A 23,250-nucleotide genomic window follows, 5' to 3' on the forward strand; every position below is an offset into this window, starting at 1 on the left:
TAACGCTAACGGGTCTCGCCAAGTCTGCGGACACGCTCCCTCAGGCGGCCAACAGCTGTCGCCATTCGCAAAGCGCGGCATCGCGGAGAGCTTTGAACCTGGGTCTGCGTTCGAGCGCGCGATCGTTGTTGAAGTGGTTGTGGACGGAGGCGTGAGCGGCGGCGAATTTCTGCAGACTTCGCATCTGCCTGAACCGCGCCATCGCCCGCTCCCGTCTTCGAAATGGTAGATGTGGGTTCTCAGCGCGATTGTTTTCGTCCCGACCTGTGACCTGACGATCGGCGTTGCCGATCTTGCGCATGGCTGCGCCGTACGACCGAAGGCGATCCGTAACGATTTCCTCCGGCCGGCCGTAGCGCCTCATCGCTTTCTTCAGGAATTTCAGTGCTGAAGCCTGGTCTCGGGTCTTTGTGACAAAGGACTCCAGCACCTCGCCTTCGTGATCGACCGCACGCCAGAGATAGTGGGTTTGGCCATCTATTTTTACGGAGACCTCATCCAGGTGCCACCGCCATTGGGTGACCTGACGGAGCTGCTGAGATCGACGCTTCTTTATCTCGCGCGCCATCATCGGGCCGAAGCGGTTCCACCAGTAACGGACCGGCTCGTGGCAGATGTCGATGCCGCGCTCGTGAAGAAGGTCCTCCACGTTCCGCAGCAAGAGCGGGAACCGGATATACATCATCACCGCCAGGCGGATGATCTCAGGCGAGGTTTTGAAGTAGCGAAATGGGTTGGTCATCCGGTCACAGTCACCCGATCACCGCTAACGAGCTGTTTCCTCTGACAGTGCCTCAGAAAATAATGGCGGAGAGGGAGGGATTCGAACCCTCGGAACCCGTAAAGGCTCAACGGTTTTCGAGACCGCCCCGTTCGACCACTCCGGCACCTCTCCGCGGGGATGCGGGTTGTGACTGAGCGGTCGAACAAAATCAAGAGGAGATCACTGGCAATTACCAGCGCAGGGCGACCACTCCGGCACGTCTCCGCACGGGGAGCGCGCTTTCTGGCGGAGACGGGAGGCAAAATCAAGGGAGGTGTGCTGTCGAATGCCAGCCCTTGAGGCTTTCCTCGCATTGACTCTGCTGTGCGCATGCGTATAACGCCCGCTCCTGCTCGCGCGGCCTGCCGTGGCGGGCCCATAAACCGTGAACAACGCTCCGGGCATACGGAGTGAAGAAAAAGGACCCGCCGGCCGCAAACCGGGTGCCGGACGGGATCGGACAGAAGGACAGAGACGATCATGTTCGCAGTGATCAAGACCGGCGGCAAGCAGTACCGCGTTGCCACCGGAGACGAAATTCGCATCGAAAAGGTCGACGGCGCGCCCGGCGACACGCTGGCGCTCGGCGACGTTCTCATGCTGGGCTCGGATGCCGGCGTGACGGTCGGTTCGCCGGTCGTGGACGGCGCCCAGGTGATCGGCGAGCTGGTCGAAACCAACCGCGCCAAGAAGATCATCGTCTTCAAGAAGCGCCGCCGCCAGAATTACCGCCGCACCAAGGGCCACCGCCAGTGGGGCTCGCTCGTGCGCATCGCGGAAATCGTCGCGCCGGGCGACAAGGCTAAGACCAAGCTGAAGAGCACGACGGCCGCCCCGAAGACCGAGGACGCACCCAAGGCCGAGCCGAAGGCGAAGGCGAAGGCGCCGGCCAAGAAGGCTGCAGCGCCCAAGGCCGAAGTCAAGACCGCAGCGCCCAAGAAGGCCGCTCCGAAAAAGGCCGCAGCCAAGGCCGCCAATGACGACCTGACCCAGCTGACGGGCATCGGCCCGGCGCTGGCGACGAAGCTGAACGAAGCCGGTGTGACGTCCTTCGCCCAGATCGCGGCGTGGACGGATGCCGACATGGACGCCCTGGGCGAGACCATCACGGGTCTCAAGGCCAAGGCAGAGAAGAATGACTGGATCAACGCCGCCAAAGCGCTGGCGTCGTAATCGGAGGGCTTAAGCAATGGCTCACAAAAAGGCAGGCGGCTCGTCCCGTAACGGCCGCGACAGTGAAGGCCGGCGCCTCGGCGTCAAGAAGTTCGGCGGCCAGACGGTCATTCCGGGCAATATCATCGTGCGCCAGCGCGGCACCAAGGTGAATCCCGGCACCAATGTCGGCATGGGCAAGGACCATACCCTTTATGCCCTTACCGAAGGCCGTGTCGTGTTCGCCAAGAAGTCCGGCGGCAAGGCGTTCGTATCGGTCGAACCGATTGCCGACGCAGCCGAATAGGGCAGCTCCACATAGCCGGGCTGTCCGCATAGCGGGGTCCGGGAGCGCATAATGCGCAAAAGGGGAGACGGACCGCCGCCTCCCCTTTTGTTTTGCCTGAATTCCCCAGGGAGCGGACCATGGGTCCCCGGATCGAAACCGAACGCTGTCTGTTGCGCCTGCCCGAACTGGCCGACGCCCCCGCCATCGCCACCTATTGCGGCGATTACGACGTGGCCAAGAACACGGCGCGCATTCCCCATCCCTATCCCGCACTGGGTGCGGAAATGTGGGTGCTGATCACCCGCGCGGGCTGGAAGCCGGCGGGCAACCAGTCGCTCACGGTCGAGCATGAGGGCGCGGTCATCGGCGGCGGCGGCGTATTCCGGCGCAAGCCGGATGCGGACTGGGAGATCGGCTACTGGATCGGCAAGCCCTGGTGGGGGCAGGGTTTCGCCACCGAGATCGGCCGGGCGCTGGTCGAACTGGGCACGAAGACGCTGGGCGCCGACCGGCTGATCGCCGGCCATTACGACGACAATCCCGCCTCGGGCCGCGTGCTGGAAAAGCTGGGCTTTCGCTATACGGGCGAGAGCGACGAACTCTTCGCCATGGCCCGGATGGGCAAGGCGCGCAGCCTGGACATGGTGCGGGAGGCCAGGGGCTGCGACGTGCCAAGCCGGACCGAACACGCTATAGCGGCCGGATAGGAAACAGGGACCGACATGAAATTTCTCGACCAGGCCAAAGTCTATGTCCGCTCCGGAAACGGGGGGGCGGGGTGCGTGTCCTTCCGGCGCGAGGCCTATGTGGAATATGGCGGCCCCGATGGCGGCGATGGCGGCAAGGGTGGCGATGTGTGGGTGGAGGCCGTGGACGGTCTCAACACGCTGATCGACTATCGCTACAAGCAGCATTTCAAGGCTGACACCGGCCAGCACGGCATGGGCAAGAACCGCACCGGCAAGGGCGGCGAGGATGTCGTGCTGGAAGTGCCTGCGGGTACCCAGATCCTGGATGAGGACAAGGAGGAGGTGCTGGCCGATCTCACGGAGGTGGGCCAGCGCGTCCTGCTGGCGCGCGGCGGCGACGGGGGCAAGGGCAATACCCGCTACAAATCCTCGACCAACCAGGCGCCGCGCAAATCCACGCCCGGCTTTCCCGGCGAGGAGCGCTGGATCTGGCTGCGGCTGAAACTGATCGCCGATGTCGGCCTCGTCGGCCTGCCCAATGCCGGCAAGTCGACCTTCCTGTCGGTGGTCTCCCGGGCCCATCCCAAGATCGCCGCCTATCCCTTCACCACGCTCTACCCGCATCTCGGCGTGGTCGACCTGGGTCCGGGTTCGCGCTTTATCGTGGCCGATATCCCCGGCCTGATCGAAGGCGCGCATGAGGGCGCGGGCATCGGCGACCGTTTCCTGGGCCATATCGAACGCTGCGCCTCGCTGATCCATCTGGTGGACGGCACCCAGGAGGATGTGGCGGCGGCCTATACGACCGTGCGCGGCGAGCTGGAAGCCTATGGCGCCGGCCTGGCCGAAAAGCGGGAAATCCTGGCGCTCAACAAGATCGACGCGATGACCGAAGAGGACATTGCCGGGAAGGTCGCGGAACTGGAGGCCGTGTCCGGCAAGCCGGTGCGGCGCATCTCCGGGGTTTCCGGCGACGGGATCAAGGATTTGTGCCGCGAGGCCTGGGATATCGTGCTGGAAGGCCGCGCCGCCGAGAAGGCCGCAGCGGAGGCCGCCGCCGGGGATGGCTGGACACCGTGACACGCGCCGCCTTCGACGCCGCACGCCGAATCGTGATCAAGGCCGGCTCCAGCCTGGTGCAGGCCGGTCCGGCCGTACTGGCGGCCATGGCCGCCGATATTGCCGAATTGCGCGGGCGCGGCGCGAGCATAGTGGTGGTGTCCTCCGGCGCGGTGGCGCTCGGCCGGGCGCGGCTGGGCCTGACCCGGCCCGTTCTCTCCCTGGAACAGAAACAGGCCGCGGCCGCAGCCGGCCAGGCGCGCCTGGTGACGGCCTGGGACGAGGCCCTGGCAGCGCACGGCCTGGCCGCGGCCCAGGCTCTGCTTACGCTGGACGTGACCGAATACCGGCGCTCCTGGCTCAATGCCCGCGCGACACTGGAGACCCTGATGGAACTGGGTGCCATTCCGGTGGTCAATGAAAACGACACCATCGCCACGGACGAGATCCGCTATGGCGACAATGACCGGCTGGCCGCGCGGGTCGCCCAGCTGGTCGGGGCCGATCTTCTGGTGCTTCTGTCCGATATCGACGGGCTCTACGATCGCGATCCGCGGCAGGATCCGGCTGCACGCCGCATCGCCGATATTCCCGTGATCGACGACACGATCCGGGCCATGGCCGGCGAGGCCAACGCCGCGGCGGCCGTGGGGACGGGCGGCATGCGCACCAAGATCCTGGCTGCGGAACTGGCTGGCCGGTCGGGCTGCGCCACGGCGATCGCCCTGGGCACGGCACCACGACCGGTTCTCAGCCTGGCCCGGCCGGATCACGGCAGCTGGTTTCATCCGGCCCGGTCTGCCGCCCGGGCGCGCGAAGCCTGGATCGCGGGCGCGGCGAGTCCGTCCGGAGAGATCCGGATCGATGCGGGCGCCGCACAGGCATTGCGCGCAGGAAAATCCCTGCTTCCGGTCGGTGTGACCGGGGTCGGGGGCCGGTTCGAACGCGGCGAGACCGTGCGCATTGTCGGTCCGGACGGGATCACCGTGGGCCGCGGCGTCTGCGCCTATTCGGCCGAGGACGCCCGGCGCATCGCCGGTTGCAGGTCCGACGAAGTCGAGGTGCGGCTGGGCTACCGCCGCGCCAGCGCCCTTGTCCATGTCGACGATCTGGTCCTCGATGCTTAAGCCCGCGCCCGCCCCGCCGCTCAAGTCGGAAGCCGTCAAGCCGGGCATGCGTATCGGCCTGTTCGGCGGCACGTTCGATCCGCCCCATGCCGGCCATCTCCACGCCGCGCGGACCGCGATGCGGCGGCTGCGCCTGGACCGGGTATGGTGGCTGGTCTCGCCGCAAAACCCCCTGAAGGCCCGTCAGGCCGGCGATCTGGCAAGGCGCATGGATGCGGTGCGCGATCTGGCCCGTGATCCCGGCATGGTGATCAGCGACATCGAGGCCCGGCTGGGCACCAACCGGACCATAGACCTGCTGGGCGCGCTGAAGGCGCGGCACCGGGATGTGCACTTCGTCTGGATGATGGGGGCCGACAATCTTGCCGGCATCCACCGCTGGGCCGACTGGCAGGGCATTTTTTCCTCTGTCCCGGTCGCCGTGATCGCCCGGCCGACCGATGCGGTGCGCGCCCGCCTCTCGCCGGCCGCCCAGGTCTTTTCCGCCAGCCGCGTGTCCGAATCGCAGGCGAGAAGCCTTGCCGGCCGGCCCGCACCGGCCTGGACCTATCTGACCGCGCGGCTGCATCCGCATTCCTCGACCGCGCTTCGCGAGCGGGCCTGACTCGGATTGGCGCTGAACGCTCGAACCGGGCCGCGAAGCATGTTATATGTCGGTCTCGTTGTTGTGGATGTCAGAGAGGACACCAGCCCTGTCTACGGAATTATCGCGCCGTAAGGAGCAAGAATCGGCTGCCGCCGTCCGAGTTACCGGCGACGACACGCATGTCGAGGAACTGGAAACCCTGGTTCTGGACTCGCTGGAAGATGACAAGGCCGAGGATATCGTCGCCATCGATCTTCGTGGCAAATCTTCCGTCACCGATATCATGATCGTCGCCTCCGGGCGGTCGGCCCGGCACGTCAACGCGCTGGCCGATCATCTCGTGCGCAAACTCAAGGAACACGGGCAGGGCAAGGCCCGGGTCGAGGGCATGCAGACCTGCGACTGGGTTCTGATCGATGTCGGCGATGTCATCGTCCACCTGTTCCGGCCGGAAGTGCGCAGCTTCTACAATCTGGAAAAGATGTGGTCGGTCGAGCCCGAAGCGACGGCGTCCTAGGTGAAGCTTCGCATTGCCGCGCTGGGCCGGATGAAGTCCGGTCCCGAACGCGAACTCGTCGATACCTATGCGGATCGGTGCACCGCCACCGGGCGGCCCATCGGCTTGGGGCCGCTGGTCGAGACCGAGATAGACAATCGCGCCTTCAAGACGGCCGGCGAGGAAAGCCGGGCCCTGGCCGCCAGCCTCGAGCCCGGCGCCAGGCTGATCCTGCTGGACGAGCGCGGCAGGGTCCTGACGTCGCGCGATTTTGCCGGCACGCTGGGCCGCTGGCGCGACGAGGGCGCGCGCGAGGCCGTGTTCTGCATCGGCGGCGCGGACGGTCACGACCGGACCCAATTGCCCCGGCCCGACCTCATGCTGGCCTTCGGTCCCGCGGTCTGGCCGCACAAGCTGGTCCGGGTCATGCTGGCCGAACAGCTCTACCGGGCGGTGTCGATCCTGGCCGGGTCACCCTATCATCGCGATTGAGCGCAAGCCCATACCGCTCTAGCCTCCCCTCATGTTGAGCCTCGCTCTCGCCCTTATCCTGTACCAGTCCCAACCGGCCACTCCACCGGATCCGGAGGAAGCCGCGCGCCTGGAACAGGAGGAACGCGAGGCTGCCGCCCGAGCCGGAGCGGCCCACCGCCAGGCCGAGGCGCTGGCCCGTGAAATTGCCCTGATGCAGCGCCAGCTGGTCGAACTCGGCCAGCGGGTCAGCGCCAGCGAGACTGCCGCCCAGGAAACCCAGGCGGAGCTGGCTCGCCTGGGCGGGGAGGAGGCCGCCATCCTGGCCCGGCTGAATTCGGACCGGGAAGCGCTGATCGCGCTTCTGGCCGCGATCCAGCGCATCGAGACACAGGCCCCGCCCGCCATTCTCGCCGCCCCCGACGATGCGGCGAATGCGGCCCGGGCCGCGGCCCTGATGGCCGATGTGGCGCCGGCACTGCGCGAGCGGGCCGGCGCACTGGCGGCGCAGCTGGAGGATTTGCGGGCCCTGCGCGCCGGTATCGAACGCGAGCGGGAAACCCTCACACTCGCCGAGGACATGCTGGCCTCCCAGCGGCTTGAACTGGAAGTGCTGATCGCCGAACGCCGGGCCCTGGAAGCACGGCGGCGCAACGAAGCCGTCGAATTGCTGGAAGCCTCCTCCAGTGCCGGCGAACGTGCGCGCTCGATCCGCAGCCTGATCGGCGAACTGTCCCGCATGGCCGAGGTAACACCCACGCTCAGCCCGCGCCGGCTGGAACTGGACGATGCGATCCCGGAACCCCGCATGCGGCCGCCGCGCGAACTCGTGGCCGCCCGCATGCCCACGGCGCCGCTGGAGACCCTGCGCTTTGCCGATGCCCGCGGGCGGCTGCGCACACCGGCCACCGGCCATATCGTGCACCGCTTCGGCGAGGTGACCGAAGATGGCACACGGTCTGACGGAATTTTCATTCGTACCCGGCAGAGGGCGCAGGTAGTCTCTCCGTTCGACGCCCGCGTCGAGTTCGCGGGGCCGTTCAACACCTACGGCGGTCTCTTGATACTGAATGTCGGCGATGGCTACTATATCGTACTGGCTGGCATGGCGGTGACCTATGCCAGTGTCGGTCAAAGCGTCCTGGCAGGCGAACCTGTCGGCGCGATGCCCGACCGGACCCAACCGGCACCGGATTTGTATCTGGAGCTGCGTCGAAACGGTGATGCGGTCGATCCGGCTCCCTGGATCCGGAACCTCGCAGAAACCGGCTAGGAATGTCGCGCTCAAAGGACGCGAGCTCGCATGCGTATCAATGTCTTTGCTTCCATGGTCGCCTTTGCGGTCGGAGCCGTGGCCATCGCGGTGTCCGCCGAGGGCAGCCAGGAAGACCGGACGGAAACCTTCCGCCAGCTCGAGCTTTTCGGCGACGTGTTGAGCCGCATCGAAGCCGATTACGTGTCCGATACGGATCAGGCCGAGCTGATCGAGGCGGCGATCGACGGCATGCTGACATCCCTGGACCCGCATTCCAGCTACCACAATCCCGACAGCTACGAGGACCTGCGCGTCTCCACGCGCGGCGAGTATGGCGGTCTGGGCATGGAGGTGACGCGCCGTGACGATTTCATCACCATCGTCTCACCGATTTCCGACACGCCGGCCGAGCGCGCCGGTCTGCGCACCAATGATCGCATCATCGCCGTGGATGGCGAAACGATTGTCGGTATTTCCGTAGACGAGGCCGTGGAGCTGATGCGCGGGGCCGTCGGCGAACCGGTGACCATCACCATCGCCCGCGGCGATGACGACCCGTTCGACGTTACCCTGGTACGCGACACGATTCCGCTGCGCACCGTGGCAACACGGCTCGAGGACGGCGTACCCTATATGCGCATTGCCGGCTTCAACGAACGCACCACGGAAATGGTTCATGAGGGTATCACCGAACTCGAGGACGAATATGGCGCCCCGCTTCCGGGTCTGATCCTGGACATGCGGTACAATCCGGGCGGGCTGCTGGACCAGGCGATCGGGGTCACCGATGTGTTCCTGGACGGTGGCGAGGTCGTTTCGACCCGCACCCGCGACCCCCGCGAGACCCAGCGCTACAACGCCCGGCCCGGCGACCGGCTGAACGGCGCACCGATCGTTGCGCTGATCAATGAAGGAACGGCCAGCGCGGCCGAGATCGTCGCCGGTGCCCTGCAGGACCGGGAGCGCGCCGAGCTGGTCGGCATGACCAGTTTCGGCAAGGGCTCGGTACAGACCATCATCCCGCTGCGCGGCGGCCGTGACGGCGCCCTTCGGCTGACCACGGGCCGCTACTACACGCCGGCCGGCCGTTCGATCCAGGCCACCGGCATCGTCCCGGACATGCAGATTTCCGCCTGGGTCCTGGAAGAGGATGAAGAGAGCAGCTCGCCGCAAATGTCGTCCGAGGCCGATCTGCCCGGTGCCCTGGAAAACGAGAATGGCGATCACCGCGCCGACACTGACGTCGCCGAGGTGGAACAGCCGCCGGAAGACTGGTCGGAGGACGAGGACTATCAATTGTCCCGCGGCCTCGAAATCCTGCGCGAGCGGATGGAAAGCCAGCAGGCCGCATTGCAGTAGACGGCCGTCGCCGGCGGCGTTAACCGTTTCTTACAGGCGAATCGCCCAGATTGGCGGGTGAGCAGGCGCGTCTTGCCGATGCGCCGCATGAACCCATTGTCCGATCAGGCCTGACGCGATGCCGACCGCCGTTCTTCGCCATGCCCAACCGCTCATGACCGTCCGGGCCCCGCTGATCGCGGGTCTGGCCACGGCCTTGCTGGTATCCGCCGGGATCGGGGGAGTGGCCCTGTTCGGCGAGGCCGACACGGCCCTGCCCGGGGCAAGCCGGTTTTTCGATCCCGTTCCGCAGCCCGTCGCGCAGACCGACACGGTGCTGCGCACGACCGATGACGTCGATAGTCGTCCGATCCGCTTTCTCGAGCCGGAGGAAGGCGAGGAGATTTCCCTGAACGGTGTGCGTGACGGGTTCGACGGGCCGGCGCCGGCCGCGCAGGCGGGATCCGACCCTGCCGATGCCGAGGCGCGTCATGCGGCCGAACAGTCCGCAGCAGCCGTCCATCCCGATGCCCTGCCCGCCGCCCCGCTGACCGGTTTGACAGAGCCCGGTCCCGGTGGCCTGCTGCCGGTCATCGGCCCGGACGGCACCCGGCCCTCGCGTGCCTATGCGCGTCCTTTCCACGGCGATCCCGGCGCGCCCACCGTCGCGGTCGTCGTCGGCGGTATGGGCCTCAACAGCGCCGTCACCCAGGCCGCGATCGACGAATTGCCGCCGGAAGTGGCACTCTCCTTTGCGCCCTATACCCGCGATCTCCAGACTTGGATCGACCGCGCGCGCGCGGCCGGCCACGAGGTCCTGATCGAGGCCCCGATGGAGCCGTTCGATTACCCGAACAACGATCCGGGCCCGCACACGCTTCTGGCCGATGGCTCCGCCGAGGAGAACAGCCGGCGGTTGACGTGGGTACTCAGCCGCGCCACCGGTTATTTCGGGGTGACCAATTATCTCGGTGCCCGCTTTTCCGCCTCGCCTGGCGCCCTGCAGCAGGTGTTCGACGCGCTGGAACAGCGCGGCGTCGCCTTCCTGCATGACGGGGCCGGCCGCCGCTCCTCGATCGAGGGCGCAGCGCAGGCGGTCGACATTGAATACGCCATTGCCGACCGCATTCTGGACGAAGATCTCAGCCCGGACGCCATAGACGAGCGCCTACTGGCGCTCGAGGCGCTGGCGATCCAGAACGGTGCGGCCCTGGGGACCGGCTTCGCCTATCCTGCCACGGTGGAGCAGATTCGCGCCTGGGCCGCCGGGCTCGACCTGCGCGGTTATCAGCTCGCGCCGCCCTCGGCCGTGATGGCCCGGCGACGGCTGGAAGCGCGCCTTGCCGAAGAGGCACGTTCGGCCCAGCCACAGCAGGCCCAGAGACCGGCCCGGTCCGAGAACAGCAATAGCGGAAGCGGTCATCACTGATGGCGGGCACCGACCCGTATCCCCATCACCGCCCCAATGTCGGCATCGCCCTGTTCAACACCAGCGGACAGGTCTGGCTCGGCCGCCGCGAAGCCACGCCGCCACCCTGGAACTGGCAACTGCCCCAGGGCGGGATCGATCCGGGTGAAGACCCGCGCGACGCGGCCCTTCGCGAACTGGAAGAGGAAACCGGCATTCCGCCATCCAAGGTCGAGTTCATCGGCGAAATCCCCGGCTGGCTGGCCTATGACTATCCCCCGGATGTGCGGGAGGATCCGCGCTTCCACAAAAAGCGCCATCTCGGCCAGAAACAGCGCTGGTTCGCCCTGCGCTTTCTGGGCAGCGCAACCGATATCGACCTGGAACGCCACGGCGAGGTCGAGTTCGATGCCTGGCGCTGGGGCGAGCTCGGCGAAATCCCCGAGCTCATCATCCCGTGGAAGCGGGATGTCTATGTTGAGGTCGCACACGCCTTCAAACCGTATACGCGCTGACGATACAGCTCGACCTGCCCGTCTGTATTCGGGAATCCGAGTGACCGGCCGTCGGGTCAACTGGCCTCTCCGCGGCCACACTGTCTATCAATGCACAAATAGATTCCGCACTGCATCATACAGATCGGACGCCGGCCGGCCGCGTGGAACTAAAGCGGCGTCGATACGATCCGCGGCTGTCAAGACATACTATCGTATATATGATTTAAGACTCTTAATATTCTTATTGTTTTTAAACACAAAACCTCATCAGGAAATATATTTTTCCCTAGACTCATTGACGATCACGACAGGCGAGTCCAATCTTTGGCGGCCACTCAGAATTGTGCACGCAGCAACGACGGCAACCGACGGCAGGGGGGCGTCATGCACTTCAGCAAATACACCATCCTATCGCGGCCGCTGACGGGATCCGGCTACATCCTGATGAACGGCCTGAGCGGAGCGCTCGACTGGGTGCCGAACGAGATCGGCGACGCCCTCGATATCGCTCTTCATCCGCGCAATGAGACCATGCTCCGGCAGGTTGCCGAAGCACTGAGCGACGACTTGCGCGCAGCCTGGAAAGAACGCGGTCACTTGACCGAGGCCGCGCCCCAGGACGAGACCGAACTGGTCAAGACCCTGGGCGGGGCGATGCACGATGCTGTCGCGAACAAGCCCACATTCATGATCGTGCCCAATCTGGACTGCAACTACCGTTGTACATACTGCTTCGAGCGGCCGATCCAGAATGCGCTCAAGCGTCAAGGCGCCGACATCGCCCACCACAAGGGCAATGTTGTCATGACGGAAGATCAGGTCGATGCCGTCTATGCCGGCATCAGCCAGCTGAAAGCAGGCAAAGGCCTGCAGGACGGCGGGCAGATCATTCTCTATGGCGGCGAACCGCTGGACCGAAATCACAGGGATGTTGTCGAGAAAATCGTCCGGACCGGCCAGGCGCGCGGCTATCACTTCGCATGCATCACCAATGGCCACGATCTGGATGCGTTCATGCACTTGCTCGGAACGGGCGGACTGGAACAGGTCCAGATCTCCATCGACGGCCCGAAGGAGGTGCACGACAAGCGTCGCGTCTATATCGGCCGGGAATCGTCTTTCGACCGGATCGAGGCCAATATCGACACCGCCCTGACCGAGACTGATGCGGAAATCCAGATCCGGGTTCATGTTGACCCGAGTAATATCGACCTTTTCGACACTATACTGGAGTTCTTCCGGGAGAAAGGTTGGACCAACAATTCGCAAGTGATCATCTATGCCAATACCGTCTACGACAAGGACGAAGACGGGAATGTGTTGGCGGAGATCGATCATGGCGACATCGTTACCGCCATCGGCGACCGCTGCGCGCCCTTCGACAATGTTTACACGAGCGCGCCGGCAATCCACGCCGCCAACGCGATGCGACCGGCTTTCCTCAACGGCGAGCGCTTCTCGCTGAAAGGCACCTACTGTTCTGCCAATTCAGGCAACTACATCTTCGCCGCCGACGGGCGCATCTATGCGTGCTGGGAATCAGTCGGCAAGGCGTGCAGCCGGATCGGCGCCTTCGACAACGAACAGGGGCTTGTGCTGAACAAGGCCGCAACGGATCGCTGGTTCAACCGGAATGTGTCCAACCTCCCCGACTGTCAGCACTGCCGCTACGCGCTGGTTTGCGGCGGCGGCTGCGCCCAATACGCGGAATACAATTCCGGCGACCTCTACCAGGCTTATTGCGACGACTTCGACCGCACATTCAGGGCAGGTCTGGCCGATCAAGCAAGGCGGCTTCTGCGGGAACACGACCATCCCGCCGCAGAGACGCATGCGCGTGAAGAGTCCAATCAGCAGCAGGAAAGGGAAATGGTATGAGCAAGTCCACCAGACGGGATTTCGTCGCCACAGCCGCCGTTGCCGGTGTTGGGGCGATGACTGCAACCGGCGGCGTAATGGCACAAACACGCGGCCAGCAGCGCGCGCAGGAAATGCAGATCGATCCCGAAGTACTGCGGCAGATGCGCCGCTCGGACGCGTTGCCGATCAATCGCGAGGCCCGCGCTGTCATGCCGGGCGGCGATCTGGCCAACCGTGAGGATATCCTCGCCCGGCTTGGCCTCGATCCGTCCACCCCACCGGACGCCTGGCTGGCCATCGTGGCGTGCGGATCCAATGCTTCGGCGCTGCGTCCGCACCAGTTGGAGATCCTCGATCGAGCCCGCGTGCTCAACAATATGGATAATGTCCAACTGCCGCAGAACCGGCAGCAGCGTTATTGACGGCTTGGTCGCATTCGGGCGGCACGGCCCGGTTCCGCTCCGCTTCCGCGCCGGGCGAAGCCGGGCCGTTGACCGTCATTGGCGATATGCGGGTGCCGGCCCGCCGGGCGCTGGACTGGCTCAACCGCGAGGCAGACCGGTTTGCTGCAGCAGAGGATGGCGACCCGACGGCTGAATCGTACCAGACCGCACTCGCCGAACTTGCCTTGTTCCTGAGAATTGTCACCCGAAACCCGCTACCCGGCGCGGCGCGGCCCATCCTCGCGCGGCTGACCCGCGCCCTGGAGAGGGCGTATCGCGACCCCCGCCTGAACGGCTTCATCCACACCGGGCCTCCGGAGGCGGCGATCGGGCATGTCATGATCTGGCTGGCACTGGACGCGTCAGGCCTCGCCGAACCGGTCATGCCACGCCAACATCTCGTATCCGCGCTGGAAGCCCGCAACATCGTGGCCGTGCCGCGCCCGGCCATGCGCTTTCTCGAACTGCGCCTGGCCCTGGACGCGCTGGGACTGCGTCACGACCTGCCCGACCGGGCCGACTTTCTGGCGGTCAGCGACCTGCCGGGGCTGCTGGACTCGTCTAATACCGCCGATCTCTATATGGCGACCCACTGGTTGTTCTATCTGACCGACTTCGGCCGATACACCCTGCCTGGCGCTGGCGAGTTGATCCCCTCCATGCGCAAACGGCTGGCCGATGTCGCGACCGCCGGACACTGGGACCTTACCGCCGAATTCTTGCTGGCCGGCGCCTGTGTGCATGCTCGCCCGGATGCTACATCCGACGCGGCCTGGTCTGCACTGGGGGCCGCTCAAGACCCCGCAGGCCACATGACCGGACCGCCGGAGAACCGCCCGCCCTTCATCCGCGCCTACCACACCTGTCTCGTGGCGGCCTGGGCCGGCCTTGCAGAGGCGGCAAACCGGCAGACCGGTGCCGCGCAACATTCCACCCGGTTACACGAGTAGAGCCGGCACGCCGGCCGTGGACAATAAAAGGCCGCCCCGGGGACCGGGACGGCCTTGTTCTGATCGTGTGTCGCAGATTGCTAGTTCGCCAGGGCGGCCTGCATGGCTTCGTATTTTACAACGAGGGCCTCGGCCTGTTCGCGTTCTTCCTCGTCCTTCGCCGTCGCCACGTCCTCGCGGGCGTCGGAGAGGGCCTGCGCCACTTCGCCGGCGTCGAGTTCGGCCATCGGGATGGCTTCCTCGGCCAGGATGGTCAGGCCGGCCGGCGTCACCTCGGCGAAACCGCCATGGATAAAGGTGCGTTCGACCGCGCCGTCATTCATGACCGCGATCGCACCGGGCCGGATGATCGACATGAAGGGGGCGTGGTTCGGCAGAACGCCGAAATCGCCCTCTTCGCCCGGCACCGCGACCTGGTCCACATCACCCGCGAACAGGCGGCGTTCCGGGGAGACGAGATCGAAATGGAGTTTGTCAGCCATGAGGCGTCTCCGCTTGGACCGGAAGCTGCGTTACGCAGCTTCCGCAGCCAGTTTCTCGGCTTTCTTCACGGCATCCTCGATGGTGCCGACCATGTAGAAGGCCGCCTCCGGCAGGTGGTCGTATTCGCCGTCGCAGATTGCCTTGAAGCCCTTCACCGTATCGGCGACCGGCACCTGGATGCCCGGGAAGCCGGTGAAGACTTCGGCCACGTCGAACGGCTGGGACAGGAAGCGCTCGATCTTGCGGGCACGGGCCACGACCAGCTTGTCCTCTTCGGACAGCTCGTCCATGCCCAGGATGGCGATGATGTCCTGCAGGGCCTTGTAGCGCTGCAGCACTTCCTGCACACGGCGGGCGGTGTTGTAGTGCTCTTCGCCGACAACGCGCGGCTCGAGAATGCGCGAGGTGCTATCGAGCGGGTCCACGGCCGGATAGATGCCCTTCTCCGCGATCGAGCGGTTGAGCACCGTCGTCGCGTCGAGGTGAGCGAAGGTGGTGGCCGGGGCCGGGTCGGTCAGGTCGTCGGCCGGCACGTAGACGGCCTGCACCGAGGTGATAGACCCCTTGGTGGTCGAGGTGATCCGCTCCTGCAGCGCCCCCATGTCGGTGGCCAGGGTCGGCTGATAGCCCACGGCGGACGGGATCCGGCCCAGCAGCGCGGACACTTCGGCGCCGGCCTGGGTGAAGCGGAAGATGTTGTCGACGAAGAACAGCACGTCCTTGCCTTCCTCGTCGCGGAAGTATTCCGCCTGGGCGAGGCCCGACAGAGCGACGCGGGCGCGGGCGCCCGGCGGCTCGTTCATCTGGCCGAACACCAGGGCACAGCGCGAGCCCTCGGCCGAACCGTCATTATCCTTCGGATTCTTGTTCACACCGGACTCGATCATTTCCCAGTAAAGATCGTTGCCCTCACGGGTGCGTTCGCCAACGCCGGCGAAGACCGAGTAACCGCCGAACAGTTTGGCGATATTGTTGATCAGTTCCTGGATCAGCACCGTCTTGCCGACACCGGCGCCGCCGAACAGGCCGATCTTGCCGCCCTTGGCGTAGGGGCAGAGCAGGTCGACGACCTTGATGCCGGTCGGCAGGATTTCCGCTTCCGTGGCCTGTTCGTCGAAGGACGGGGCCGGGCGGTGGATCGGCGCGCGGACCTCGTGCGCCACGTCGCCCGCCTCGTCGATGGCCTCACCCGTCACCGACATGATGCGGCCGAGCGTGCCCGGACCGACCGGGACGGTGATCGGACCGCCCGTATCCTTGACATCGGCACCGCGCTGGAGGCCTTCGGTGGCGTCCATGGCGATGGTGCGGACGGTGTTCTCGCCGAGGTGCTGGGCAACCTCGAGGACGAGCTTCTTGCCGTCATTGGTGGTTTCCAGGGCGTTGAGGATGTCCGGCAGACCGCCGTCGAATTCAACGTCCACAACAGCGCCCGTGATCTGGGCAATGCGGCCTTTAAGAGTGCTCATAGCGGGTCTTTCCTCTCGCCTAGAGGGCCTCGGCGCCGGAGATGATCTCAGTCAGCTCCGTGGTGATCTGCGCCTGACGCGTGCGGTTATAAACAAGGTTGAGTTTGTCGATGAGTTCGCCGGCATTGCGCGTGGCATTGTCCATCGCGGCCATCTTGGCCCCCATCTCGCCGGCCACATTCTCCAGCAGCGCGGACAGGATGACGGTATTGGCATAGCGCGGCAGGAGCGTGTTGAGGATGGTCTCCTCGTCGGGCTCCGCCTCGTAGACGGCGCCGGCCAGGTCGGGACGCTCGACACCTTCGTCGATCGCATCGATGGCCGGGATCAGGACTTTGGCGCGCGGCTTCTGCGAGATCACCGACACGAATTCAGCCGAGACGAGCTCGCAGACATCGAACTCGTCATGCTCGAACATGTGGCGGATCTTGTCGCCGATCCGGGCCGCAGTGGCGCCGTTGATGGTCTTTTCGCCGGACAGTTCGATACGCTCGACGATCAGCGACGCATATTGCCGCTTCAACTGGTCCGCGCCCTTCTTGCCGACGCAGATCACCTTGACCGTCTTGCCTTCGCTCTGCAGCGCATTGATGCGCTCGCGCGCCTTCTTCACGATATTCGTGTTGAAGCCGCCGCACAGACCGCGATCGGCGGTCATGACGACCAGAAGATAGGTTTCGGACTGGCCCGTACCCACCAGGAGCGGCGAGGCGCCCGGGGTTCCGGCCATGGCGGTGGACAGATTGGCCATGACGGCTGCCATGCGCTCGGCATAGGGGCGTGCGCTTTCCGCAGCCTCCTGGGCCCGGCGCAGTTTCGCGGCGGCCACCATCTGCATCGCCTTCGTGATCTTCTGCGTCGATCGAACCGAAGAGATGCGGTTTTTCAGATCCTTAAGGCTCGCCATTCGGCTCTCCTAAGCGGCGGGTCCCGGTCGGGCTCACGCGAAGTGTTCGGTGAACTTGTCGAGAACCGTCTTCAGCTTGCCTTCGGTCTCGTCGGTCAGCTTCTTCTCGTCGCGGACGGCCGTGAGAAGACCCGCGTGTTCAGCATGCAGGTGACGCAGCAGGTCGGCTTCGTAGCGCTGGATGTCGGAGACAGCCAGGCCGTCCAGATAGCCGCGCGTACCGGCATAGATCACGCAGACCTGCTCTTCCATCGCCAGCGGCGAGAATTGCGGCTGCTTGAGGAGTTCGGTCAGGCGCTGGCCGCGATTGAGCAGTTTCTGCGTCGCCGCGTCGAGATCGGAGCCGAACTGGGCAAAGGCCGCCATTTCACGGTACTGGGCCAGTTCGCCCTTCATCTTGCCGGCCACCTGCTTCATCGCCTTGGTCTGGGCGGCGGAACCGACGCGCGACACCGACAGGCCGACGTTCACGGCCGGGCGGATGCCCTGGTAGAAGAGGTCGGTTTCCAGGAAGATCTGGCCGTCGGTGATGGAGATGACATTGGTCGGGATATAGGCCGACACGTCATTGGCCTGGGTCTCGATGACCGGCAGGGCGGTCAGCGAACCATTGCCGTTGTCGTCATTCAGCTTCGCAGCGCGCTCAAGCAGGCGCGAGTGCAGGTAGAAGACGTCACCCGGATAGGCTTCGCGGCCCGGCGGGCGGCGCAGCAGCAGCGACATCTGGCGATACGCGACCGCCTGTTTGGACAGATCGTCGTACACGATCAGGGCGTGCATGCCGTTGTCGCGGAAGTACTCGCCCATGGCGCAGGCGGTGAACGGCGCCAGGAACTGCATCGGGGCCGGATCGGACGCGGTCGCGGCAACGACGATGGTGTAGTCCATCGCGCCGTTTTCCTCGAGCGTCTTCACGATCTGGGCGACGGTGGAACGCTTCTGGCCGACGGCGACATAGATGCAGTACAGCTTGGCGCTCTCGTCGTCGCCTTCATTGATCTGCTTCTGGTTCAGGATGGTGTCCAGCGCAATCGCGGTCTTGCCGGTCTGGCGGTCACCGATGATCAGCTCGCGCTGGCCGCGGCCGACCGGGATCATGGCGTCGATTGCCTTGATGCCCGTCGCCATCGGCTCGTGCACGGATTTGCGCGGGATGATACCCGGCGCCTTGACGTCGACGCGGCGGCGCTCGGCAACGTCCTTGAGCGGACCCTTGCCGTCGATCGGCTCACCCAGACCGTCCACGACGCGGCCCAGAAGACCCTTGCCGACGGAGGTGTCGACGATGGCGCCGAGACGCTTGACGGTGTCGCCTTCCTTGATGCCCCGGTCGTCGCCGAAGATCACGCAGCCGACATTGTCGCGCTCGAGGTTCAGGGCCATGCCCTTGATGCCGCCCGGGAACTCGACGAGTTCGCCGGCCTTCACCTCGTCCAGGCCGTAGACGCGGGCGATACCGTCACCGACGGACAGAACGCTACCGACGTCCGAAACCTTCGCGTCGGTACCGTAATTCTTGATTTGATCCTTCAGGATCGCAGAGATTTCTGCGGCACGGATGTCCATGGACCTAGGCCTCTTTCATCGCATTCTTCATCCCGTCCAGCTTGGTGCGGAGGGAGGAGTCGAACATGCGGGAGCCGACCTTCACGATCAGCCCGCCCAACAATTCAGGCCGCACATCCGTGCGCACCTCGATTTCGCGCCCGAAGGCACCCTTCAGCGAAGCCGCCAGGGCCTCGGTCTGTTTCTTGGTCAGTGCCGCCGCCGTCGTCACGTCGGCGGTGACCACACCCCGGTCGGCGGCAGCCAGAGCGGCGAAAACCTTCGCCACGGCGCCGAGATCGCCGGCACGCCCGTTGCGCGCGGCAACACCGAACGTATTGCGGGTCAATTCGTTGAACCGGGCCTTCTCCGCGAGCGCGGTCAGCACGCCGGCCTTTTCCTCGGCAGCATACAGCGGCGAGGCAAGCGCCTCGGCCAGTTCGGGGGAGGTTTCGAGCATCGCGGAAAAGGCCGATAGATCGGCCTCCACCTTGTCGGCGGCACCCGAGGTCTTTGCCAGCTCGAACAGCGCGGTTGCGTAGCGTCCCGCCGCGTTGGCTGTCATGGCGTCTTCGCCGGTCTTCACCGTGACGTCACTCTCTAGTTGGATGAGCACCCGTGGATCATCGGAACCGATGTAAGTGCCTGTTATTCAACGATTATGAAAACCAGACGCACCGTGTTGCACCGCACGCCCTCGTGGTTCGGCGCTGCGATAGCACAGGGATAGGGGCACAGCAAGCCACTCACACCGGGCGATTCAGCGCACGGACAGTCTCCTTCCCCCGCATTGCCGGAGCGGACGGAGGGGCAATAGGTGCGCCCCGCTCCGACGCCGTTCGCCCTGCAGCCAGGCTGCGGCCGCTTTCCCGCATTCCGTGGGGAAGCAACCTACCCCGTCTTCCGCCGCCCCCGCTTCGCCAGGATGTTCAGCGCCTCGACAAAAAGCGAGAAGGCGATGGCAAAGTAGAGATAGCCGCGCGGAATGTGGAAGTGCAGGGCATCGGCCACCAGGGCGATACCGATCAGGAGCAGGAAGGACAGGGCCAGCATCTTGGTCGTGGGATGCCGTTCGATGAAGCCCGCCACACTGCCCGACGCCAGCAGCATGATCGCCATGGCAATACCGACGGCGGTGATCATGACCGGCAGATGATCTGTCATGCCCACCGCGGTGATCACGCTGTCGAGCGAGAAGACGATATCGATCAGCACGATCTGGAAGACGACCATGCCAAAGGCAGCGGCGGCGCGACCGCCGCGATGCTCCGCCTCGCCCTCCACGGTGTGGTGGATTTCCAGCGTCGCCTTGCCCAGCAGGAACAGCCCGCCGAGCATCAGGATGATGTCGCGCCACGAGACCTCGTGGTCGGCGATGGCGAAGACCGGCGCCTCGAGATGCGCGATCCATACCAGGCCGAACAGCATGATCACGCGGAAGGCCAGCGCCAGTCCCAGACCCACGGTCCGCGCCCTGGCCCGCTGCGCCTCGGGCAATCGGTCGGCCATCAGCGCGACAAAGATCACATTGTCTATGCCCAGCACGATTTCCAGGAAGGTCAGCGTGAGGAGGGACATCAGGACTTCGGGCGTCATCAGGACTTCGAGCATGGCAGGCATCCCTTTGGCGGCTGGCGGTCAGATGAAACTATACGGCTCGACATCGATTGAAACCCGTACCGAGGCCGGCGTCTTCACCCGTCCGGCCCAGGCGCGCAGATAGGCGGAGATGTCGACCGACTTGTCGGCACGCACCAGAATACGGCGGCGATGCCAGCCGCGCACCATGGCGCGGGGCGGCTCGGCCGGTCCCCAGATTTCCACCCCGTCGGTCACCGGTGCGGCGGCCGCCCAGACGGCGGCTGATTTTTCGACATTGGCCGGATCCTGGCTCATCAGCCCGATCGCGGCCAGGCGCCCGAAGGGGGGCAGGCCCAGCATTTCGCGGGCAGCGAATTCCATCTCCAGAAACCTGTCGCGATCGCCCGCGATCAGCGCCTGGATCGCATCGTGTTCAGGCTGGTGTGTCTGCAGGAGCGCACGGCCCGGACGGTCGGCGCGGCCGGCGCGGCCGGCGACCTGGACCAGGGTCTGGTAGGTGCGCTCGCCTGCCCGGGGGTCTCCCCCGGCCAGACCCAGATCCGCGTCGATCACGCCGACCAGTGTCAGGTTCGGGAAGTTGTGGCCCTTGGCCGCGATCTGGGTGCCCACGAGAATGTCGATCTCGCCCCGCTCCATCGCGGCCACGATCTCGGGGCCGCGATGGCTGTCGGATGAGTAGATATCCACGCGCGCCTCGGGGAAACGGCGTCTGGCTTCCTCGGCCACGCGCTCCACACCGGGGCCGACACTGGTCAGGGACTCCTCCGCCCCGCATTCCGGGCAGGCTTTCGGCTTGGGCATGGAAAAGCCGGTGACATGGCAGACCAGACGGCCGGTATAGCGGTGTTCGACGAGATAGGACTGGGTGTCCGGCGAGACCATGCGATGCCCGCAGGTGCGGCACAGCACCAGCGGGGCGTAGCCGCGCCGGTTGAGATAGAGCAGGCTCTGCTCGCCCCGCGCACAGGTCTCGGCCACGGCCTGCACCAGGGGCGGCGACATCCAGCTTCCGGATTCCGCCGGGGTCTCGCGCAGGTCGATCGTGCCGATCTCCGGCAGGACGGCCGTTCCGGGCCGGGCGGCCAGGCGGACATGCACATAGCGCCCGGCCTGGGCGTTGGCGAGACTTTCAAGCGAGGGGGTCGCCGAGGCCAGTACGGCCATCGCCCCGTCCAGCTTGGCCCTGACAAGCGCGAGATCCCGCGCCTGATAGGCCAGGCCTTCATCCTGCTTGTAGGTGGGGTCGTGTTCTTCATCGACGACGATCATGCGCAAATGCCGAAAGGGCAGGAACAGCGCCGATCGCGCCCCGACCACGATCCGGGCGCGACCCTCGGCAACCTCGCGCCAGGCGCGCCGGCGGTTTTTCGGTCCGGCTCCGGAATGCCACAGCGCCGGCTCGGCGCCGAACCGTACCTTGAAGCGGGAGAGGACCGCTTCGGTGAGGGCGATTTCCGGCAGCATGATCAGGATCTGGGCCTGCTGATCCTGCCGCAATTGTTCGGCAATCGCTTCGAAATAGACCTCGGTCTTGCCCGATCCCGTCACGCCGTCCAGCAGCGCGGCCTGAAACCCGCCTGCGCGAACCAGGCGCCGCAGCACACCCGCCGCTTCGGCCTGCATCGCCGTGAGCTCGATCCCGTCACGATCGGGATCGGGAGCATCATAAGGCGGATCGACGGGGCGGATCGTCTGTTCCAGCGCCCCGGCCCTGGCCAGCCCCTTGACGACCGAAGCCGACACGCCGGCCTGGCGCGCCAGATCGGCGCCCGTCGCCTCGCCCAGTTCTGCGGCAGCATCGAGCACGCGCTGGCGCGCCTCTGTCATTCGCCCGGGCTCGCCGGTGCCGGGCCTGTACAGGGTCTCGGTGGGAGACGGTTTCAGCGCCTCGCTGGAACGCAGTACGGCGCGCAGGATGATACCCGGCGGCTGGACCAGATAGCGCGCCAGCCAGTCAACGAAATTCCGGGTGCCTTCGGGCAGGGGCGGACCGCCCGCGACGGCCTCGACCGGCTTCAGCGCGCGCGCCGCGTCCGCCGGCTTGAGCGACCAGACCACGCCGCGCGCCGAGCGCTTGCCCAAAGGCGCGACAACATGGTCGCCCGGCCGCACGTCCAGATCCTCGGGCACCTCATAGTCGAAGGCCTCCGGCAAGGGCAGCGGAAAGAGAATGGCGGCGATGGGGCGGGCGGGCATGGAGGGCAATGCTTCCTGATTCGAAACCTCAGCTTAGCCAGACCGCCGCCGCCCGTCAGTCGGTCCGCTGCCAGACATAGTGCCGTCCCGGTGTTTCGCTGCCGTCCGGGCTAATGCGGGTGGACCGGGTCTCGTACGTGTCCGCATCGACGACATCGAAATCATGACGTTCGCGGCGGGACGGCCGTCCCGGCGTGTGAAAATCCTGCTCGGCAGTATAATCGCCGTCGGCGAGCGGTCCGATGGTTCCGATACCCAGCGAGCCGCCCTGGCCATGCTGGACCAGCACCGCCTCGCCCGCATCCGGGTCCCACCAGGATGAAAATTCCCAGAATGTGGCCGAACGCTCGCCATCGCTGAGGCCGAACAGTTCACCGCGCATGCCCGTGCCGTCGAAACGCGGCTCGAACACGATGACATAGGTGTCGTAGGTTTCCTGCTCGGAGCGGTAGGCGGAATTGTCCGTCTCCCAGCGGCCGCTCATATAGGCCACATGCTCGCGATACCAGTCGGGGATGGCGGCACCGGTGTCCGGCGGCGGTCCGGCGGGTTGGGCGGACAGCACCAGGGCTGTCAGAACAGTCAGGCTCGATAGCATTCTGTCTCCCCTCGCCCCGGTCACCCCGTCCCACACTAGCAAGCCGATTTGCGTTTCGGAAAGGGAA

24 protein-coding genes and 1 tRNA gene are annotated in these 23,250 nt (G+C 65.6%); 15 read left to right on the forward strand and 10 right to left on the reverse strand.

Annotated features, from left to right (window positions below):
• Positions 1-40 precede the first annotated feature (40 nt).
• A complete protein-coding gene (locus Q1U94_RS05280; protein ID WP_300542501.1) occupies positions 41-742 on the reverse strand; it encodes an IS6 family transposase in 702 nt (233 codons plus the stop codon).
• A 63-nt stretch (positions 743-805) separates the two neighbouring features.
• Positions 806-895, reverse strand: a tRNA-Ser gene (locus Q1U94_RS05285).
• A 348-nt stretch (positions 896-1,243) separates the two neighbouring features.
• Here Q1U94_RS05285 and Q1U94_RS05290 point away from each other — a divergent pair.
• From Q1U94_RS05290 to Q1U94_RS05360, 15 genes are all read left to right on the forward strand, one after another.
• Positions 1,244-1,936 (forward strand): 50S ribosomal protein L21, encoded by a 693-nt coding sequence (locus Q1U94_RS05290; RefSeq protein ID WP_300542502.1) that lies wholly within the window; start codon positions 1,244-1,246, stop codon positions 1,934-1,936.
• A 16-nt stretch (positions 1,937-1,952) separates the two neighbouring features.
• Positions 1,953-2,222 (forward strand): 50S ribosomal protein L27, encoded by a 270-nt coding sequence (gene rpmA, locus Q1U94_RS05295; protein ID WP_300542504.1) that lies wholly within the window; start codon positions 1,953-1,955, stop codon positions 2,220-2,222.
• A gap of 119 nt (positions 2,223-2,341) precedes the next feature.
• Positions 2,342-2,911, forward strand: a complete 570-nt coding sequence (locus Q1U94_RS05300) for a GNAT family N-acetyltransferase (protein WP_300542506.1) — start codon at positions 2,342-2,344, stop codon at positions 2,909-2,911.
• 15 nt (positions 2,912-2,926) lie between these two features.
• Positions 2,927-3,973 carry a GTPase ObgE gene (obgE, locus tag Q1U94_RS05305; RefSeq protein ID WP_300542508.1) on the forward strand — a complete coding sequence of 349 codons (1,047 nt, stop codon included), beginning with the start codon at positions 2,927-2,929 and terminating at the stop codon, positions 3,971-3,973.
• On the forward strand, positions 3,961-5,079 hold the full coding sequence (gene proB / locus Q1U94_RS05310; protein ID WP_366917264.1) for a glutamate 5-kinase: 1,119 nt from the start codon (positions 3,961-3,963) through the stop codon (positions 5,077-5,079). Before obgE ends, proB begins: the two co-directional genes overlap by 13 nt.
• Complete coding sequence (locus tag Q1U94_RS05315) at positions 5,072-5,683, forward strand: nicotinate-nucleotide adenylyltransferase (RefSeq protein WP_300542510.1); 612 nt, start codon at positions 5,072-5,074, stop codon at positions 5,681-5,683. Before proB ends, Q1U94_RS05315 begins: the two co-directional genes overlap by 8 nt.
• A 67-nt stretch (positions 5,684-5,750) precedes the next feature.
• Complete coding sequence (gene rsfS, locus Q1U94_RS05320) at positions 5,751-6,182, forward strand: ribosome silencing factor (protein ID WP_300542512.1); 432 nt, start codon at positions 5,751-5,753, stop codon at positions 6,180-6,182.
• Positions 6,183-6,653 (forward strand): 23S rRNA (pseudouridine(1915)-N(3))-methyltransferase RlmH, encoded by a 471-nt coding sequence (gene rlmH, locus Q1U94_RS05325; RefSeq protein WP_300542514.1) that lies wholly within the window; start codon positions 6,183-6,185, stop codon positions 6,651-6,653.
• 31 nt (positions 6,654-6,684) lie between these two features.
• Positions 6,685-7,905: a peptidoglycan DD-metalloendopeptidase family protein gene (locus Q1U94_RS05330; protein ID WP_300542515.1), complete on the forward strand. Its 1,221-nt coding sequence runs from the start codon at positions 6,685-6,687 to the stop codon at positions 7,903-7,905.
• A 30-nt stretch (positions 7,906-7,935) separates the two neighbouring features.
• Positions 7,936-9,246 (forward strand): S41 family peptidase, encoded by a 1,311-nt coding sequence (locus Q1U94_RS05335; RefSeq protein ID WP_300542516.1) that lies wholly within the window; start codon positions 7,936-7,938, stop codon positions 9,244-9,246.
• A 118-nt stretch (positions 9,247-9,364) separates the two neighbouring features.
• Entirely contained in the window at positions 9,365-10,654 is a 1,290-nt protein-coding gene (locus Q1U94_RS05340; RefSeq protein WP_300542517.1) for a divergent polysaccharide deacetylase family protein, read from the forward strand.
• A complete protein-coding gene (locus Q1U94_RS05345; protein ID WP_300542519.1) occupies positions 10,654-11,148 on the forward strand; it encodes an RNA pyrophosphohydrolase in 495 nt (164 codons plus the stop codon). The genes Q1U94_RS05340 and Q1U94_RS05345 overlap by 1 nt, the downstream gene beginning before the upstream one ends.
• Positions 11,149-11,514: 366 nt before the next feature.
• Positions 11,515-13,008 (forward strand): radical SAM protein, encoded by a 1,494-nt coding sequence (locus Q1U94_RS05350; protein WP_300542520.1) that lies wholly within the window; start codon positions 11,515-11,517, stop codon positions 13,006-13,008.
• Positions 13,005-13,412, forward strand: a complete 408-nt coding sequence (locus Q1U94_RS05355; protein ID WP_300542521.1) for a twin-arginine translocation signal domain-containing protein — start codon at positions 13,005-13,007, stop codon at positions 13,410-13,412. The genes Q1U94_RS05350 and Q1U94_RS05355 overlap by 4 nt, the downstream gene beginning before the upstream one ends.
• Entirely contained in the window at positions 13,409-14,383 is a 975-nt protein-coding gene (locus Q1U94_RS05360) for a hypothetical protein (protein WP_300542522.1), read from the forward strand. Before Q1U94_RS05355 ends, Q1U94_RS05360 begins: the two co-directional genes overlap by 4 nt.
• A gap of 80 nt (positions 14,384-14,463) precedes the next feature.
• Here the strand turns inward: Q1U94_RS05360 and Q1U94_RS05365 are convergent, their stop codons facing one another.
• The 8 genes from Q1U94_RS05365 to Q1U94_RS05400 all read right to left on the reverse strand — a co-directional run bounded on the left by Q1U94_RS05365 (position 14,464) and on the right by Q1U94_RS05400 (position 23,183).
• Positions 14,464-14,865, reverse strand: a complete 402-nt coding sequence (locus Q1U94_RS05365) for a F0F1 ATP synthase subunit epsilon (RefSeq protein ID WP_300542523.1) — start codon at positions 14,863-14,865, stop codon at positions 14,464-14,466.
• A gap of 30 nt (positions 14,866-14,895) precedes the next feature.
• The gene (gene atpD, locus Q1U94_RS05370; protein ID WP_300542525.1) at positions 14,896-16,335 is read right to left on the reverse strand and encodes a F0F1 ATP synthase subunit beta; all 1,440 of its coding nucleotides are present in this window, start codon (positions 16,333-16,335) and stop codon (positions 14,896-14,898) included.
• A gap of 19 nt (positions 16,336-16,354) precedes the next feature.
• On the reverse strand, positions 16,355-17,242 hold the full coding sequence (locus tag Q1U94_RS05375; RefSeq protein ID WP_300542526.1) for a F0F1 ATP synthase subunit gamma: 888 nt from the start codon (positions 17,240-17,242) through the stop codon (positions 16,355-16,357).
• Between the two features lie 33 nt (positions 17,243-17,275).
• Positions 17,276-18,808, reverse strand: a complete 1,533-nt coding sequence (gene atpA / locus Q1U94_RS05380; protein WP_300542528.1) for a F0F1 ATP synthase subunit alpha — start codon at positions 18,806-18,808, stop codon at positions 17,276-17,278.
• A 4-nt stretch (positions 18,809-18,812) separates the two neighbouring features.
• Entirely contained in the window at positions 18,813-19,403 is a 591-nt protein-coding gene (locus Q1U94_RS05385) for a F0F1 ATP synthase subunit delta (protein ID WP_300542529.1), read from the reverse strand.
• A 275-nt stretch (positions 19,404-19,678) separates the two neighbouring features.
• Complete coding sequence (locus tag Q1U94_RS05390) at positions 19,679-20,398, reverse strand: TerC family protein (RefSeq protein WP_300542530.1); 720 nt, start codon at positions 20,396-20,398, stop codon at positions 19,679-19,681.
• A 27-nt stretch (positions 20,399-20,425) separates the two neighbouring features.
• Positions 20,426-22,585, reverse strand: coding sequence for a primosomal protein N' (locus Q1U94_RS05395; RefSeq protein WP_300542531.1), 2,160 nt, complete (start codon positions 22,583-22,585; stop codon positions 20,426-20,428).
• Positions 22,586-22,640: 55 nt separating this feature from the next.
• Entirely contained in the window at positions 22,641-23,183 is a 543-nt protein-coding gene (locus Q1U94_RS05400; protein WP_300542532.1) for a hypothetical protein, read from the reverse strand.
• Positions 23,184-23,250: the final 67 nt, after the last annotated feature.

This window comes from Maricaulis sp., assembly GCF_030149515.1.
GTDB lineage: Bacteria > Pseudomonadota > Alphaproteobacteria > Caulobacterales > Maricaulaceae > Maricaulis.

Bases quoted from the DNA above. Each gene is read 5' to 3' on its own strand.
- Q1U94_RS05280 (WP_300542501.1), bottom strand. From the start codon at position 742: ATGACCAACCCATTTCGCTACTTCAAAACCTCGCCTGAGATCATCCGC.
- Q1U94_RS05290 (WP_300542502.1), top strand. From the start codon at position 1,244: ATGTTCGCAGTGATCAAGACCGGCGGCAAGCAGTACCGCGTTGCCACC.
- rpmA (WP_300542504.1), top strand. From the start codon at position 1,953: ATGGCTCACAAAAAGGCAGGCGGCTCGTCCCGTAACGGCCGCGACAGT.
- Q1U94_RS05300 (WP_300542506.1), top strand. From the start codon at position 2,342: ATGGGTCCCCGGATCGAAACCGAACGCTGTCTGTTGCGCCTGCCCGAA.
- obgE (WP_300542508.1), top strand. From the start codon at position 2,927: ATGAAATTTCTCGACCAGGCCAAAGTCTATGTCCGCTCCGGAAACGGG.
- Q1U94_RS05315 (WP_300542510.1), top strand. From the start codon at position 5,072: ATGCTTAAGCCCGCGCCCGCCCCGCCGCTCAAGTCGGAAGCCGTCAAG.
- rsfS (WP_300542512.1), top strand. From the start codon at position 5,751: ATGTCAGAGAGGACACCAGCCCTGTCTACGGAATTATCGCGCCGTAAG.
- Q1U94_RS05330 (WP_300542515.1), top strand. From the start codon at position 6,685: ATGTTGAGCCTCGCTCTCGCCCTTATCCTGTACCAGTCCCAACCGGCC.
- Q1U94_RS05335 (WP_300542516.1), top strand. From the start codon at position 7,936: ATGCGTATCAATGTCTTTGCTTCCATGGTCGCCTTTGCGGTCGGAGCC.
- Q1U94_RS05340 (WP_300542517.1), top strand. From the start codon at position 9,365: ATGCCGACCGCCGTTCTTCGCCATGCCCAACCGCTCATGACCGTCCGG.
- Q1U94_RS05345 (WP_300542519.1), top strand. From the start codon at position 10,654: ATGGCGGGCACCGACCCGTATCCCCATCACCGCCCCAATGTCGGCATC.
- Q1U94_RS05350 (WP_300542520.1), top strand. From the start codon at position 11,515: ATGCACTTCAGCAAATACACCATCCTATCGCGGCCGCTGACGGGATCC.
- Q1U94_RS05355 (WP_300542521.1), top strand. From the start codon at position 13,005: ATGAGCAAGTCCACCAGACGGGATTTCGTCGCCACAGCCGCCGTTGCC.
- Q1U94_RS05365 (WP_300542523.1), bottom strand. From the start codon at position 14,865: ATGGCTGACAAACTCCATTTCGATCTCGTCTCCCCGGAACGCCGCCTG.
- atpD (WP_300542525.1), bottom strand. From the start codon at position 16,335: ATGAGCACTCTTAAAGGCCGCATTGCCCAGATCACGGGCGCTGTTGTG.
- Q1U94_RS05375 (WP_300542526.1), bottom strand. From the start codon at position 17,242: ATGGCGAGCCTTAAGGATCTGAAAAACCGCATCTCTTCGGTTCGATCG.
- atpA (WP_300542528.1), bottom strand. From the start codon at position 18,808: ATGGACATCCGTGCCGCAGAAATCTCTGCGATCCTGAAGGATCAAATC.
- Q1U94_RS05390 (WP_300542530.1), bottom strand. From the start codon at position 20,398: ATGCTCGAAGTCCTGATGACGCCCGAAGTCCTGATGTCCCTCCTCACG.
- Q1U94_RS05395 (WP_300542531.1), bottom strand. From the start codon at position 22,585: ATGCCCGCCCGCCCCATCGCCGCCATTCTCTTTCCGCTGCCCTTGCCG.
- Q1U94_RS05400 (WP_300542532.1), bottom strand. From the start codon at position 23,183: ATGCTATCGAGCCTGACTGTTCTGACAGCCCTGGTGCTGTCCGCCCAA.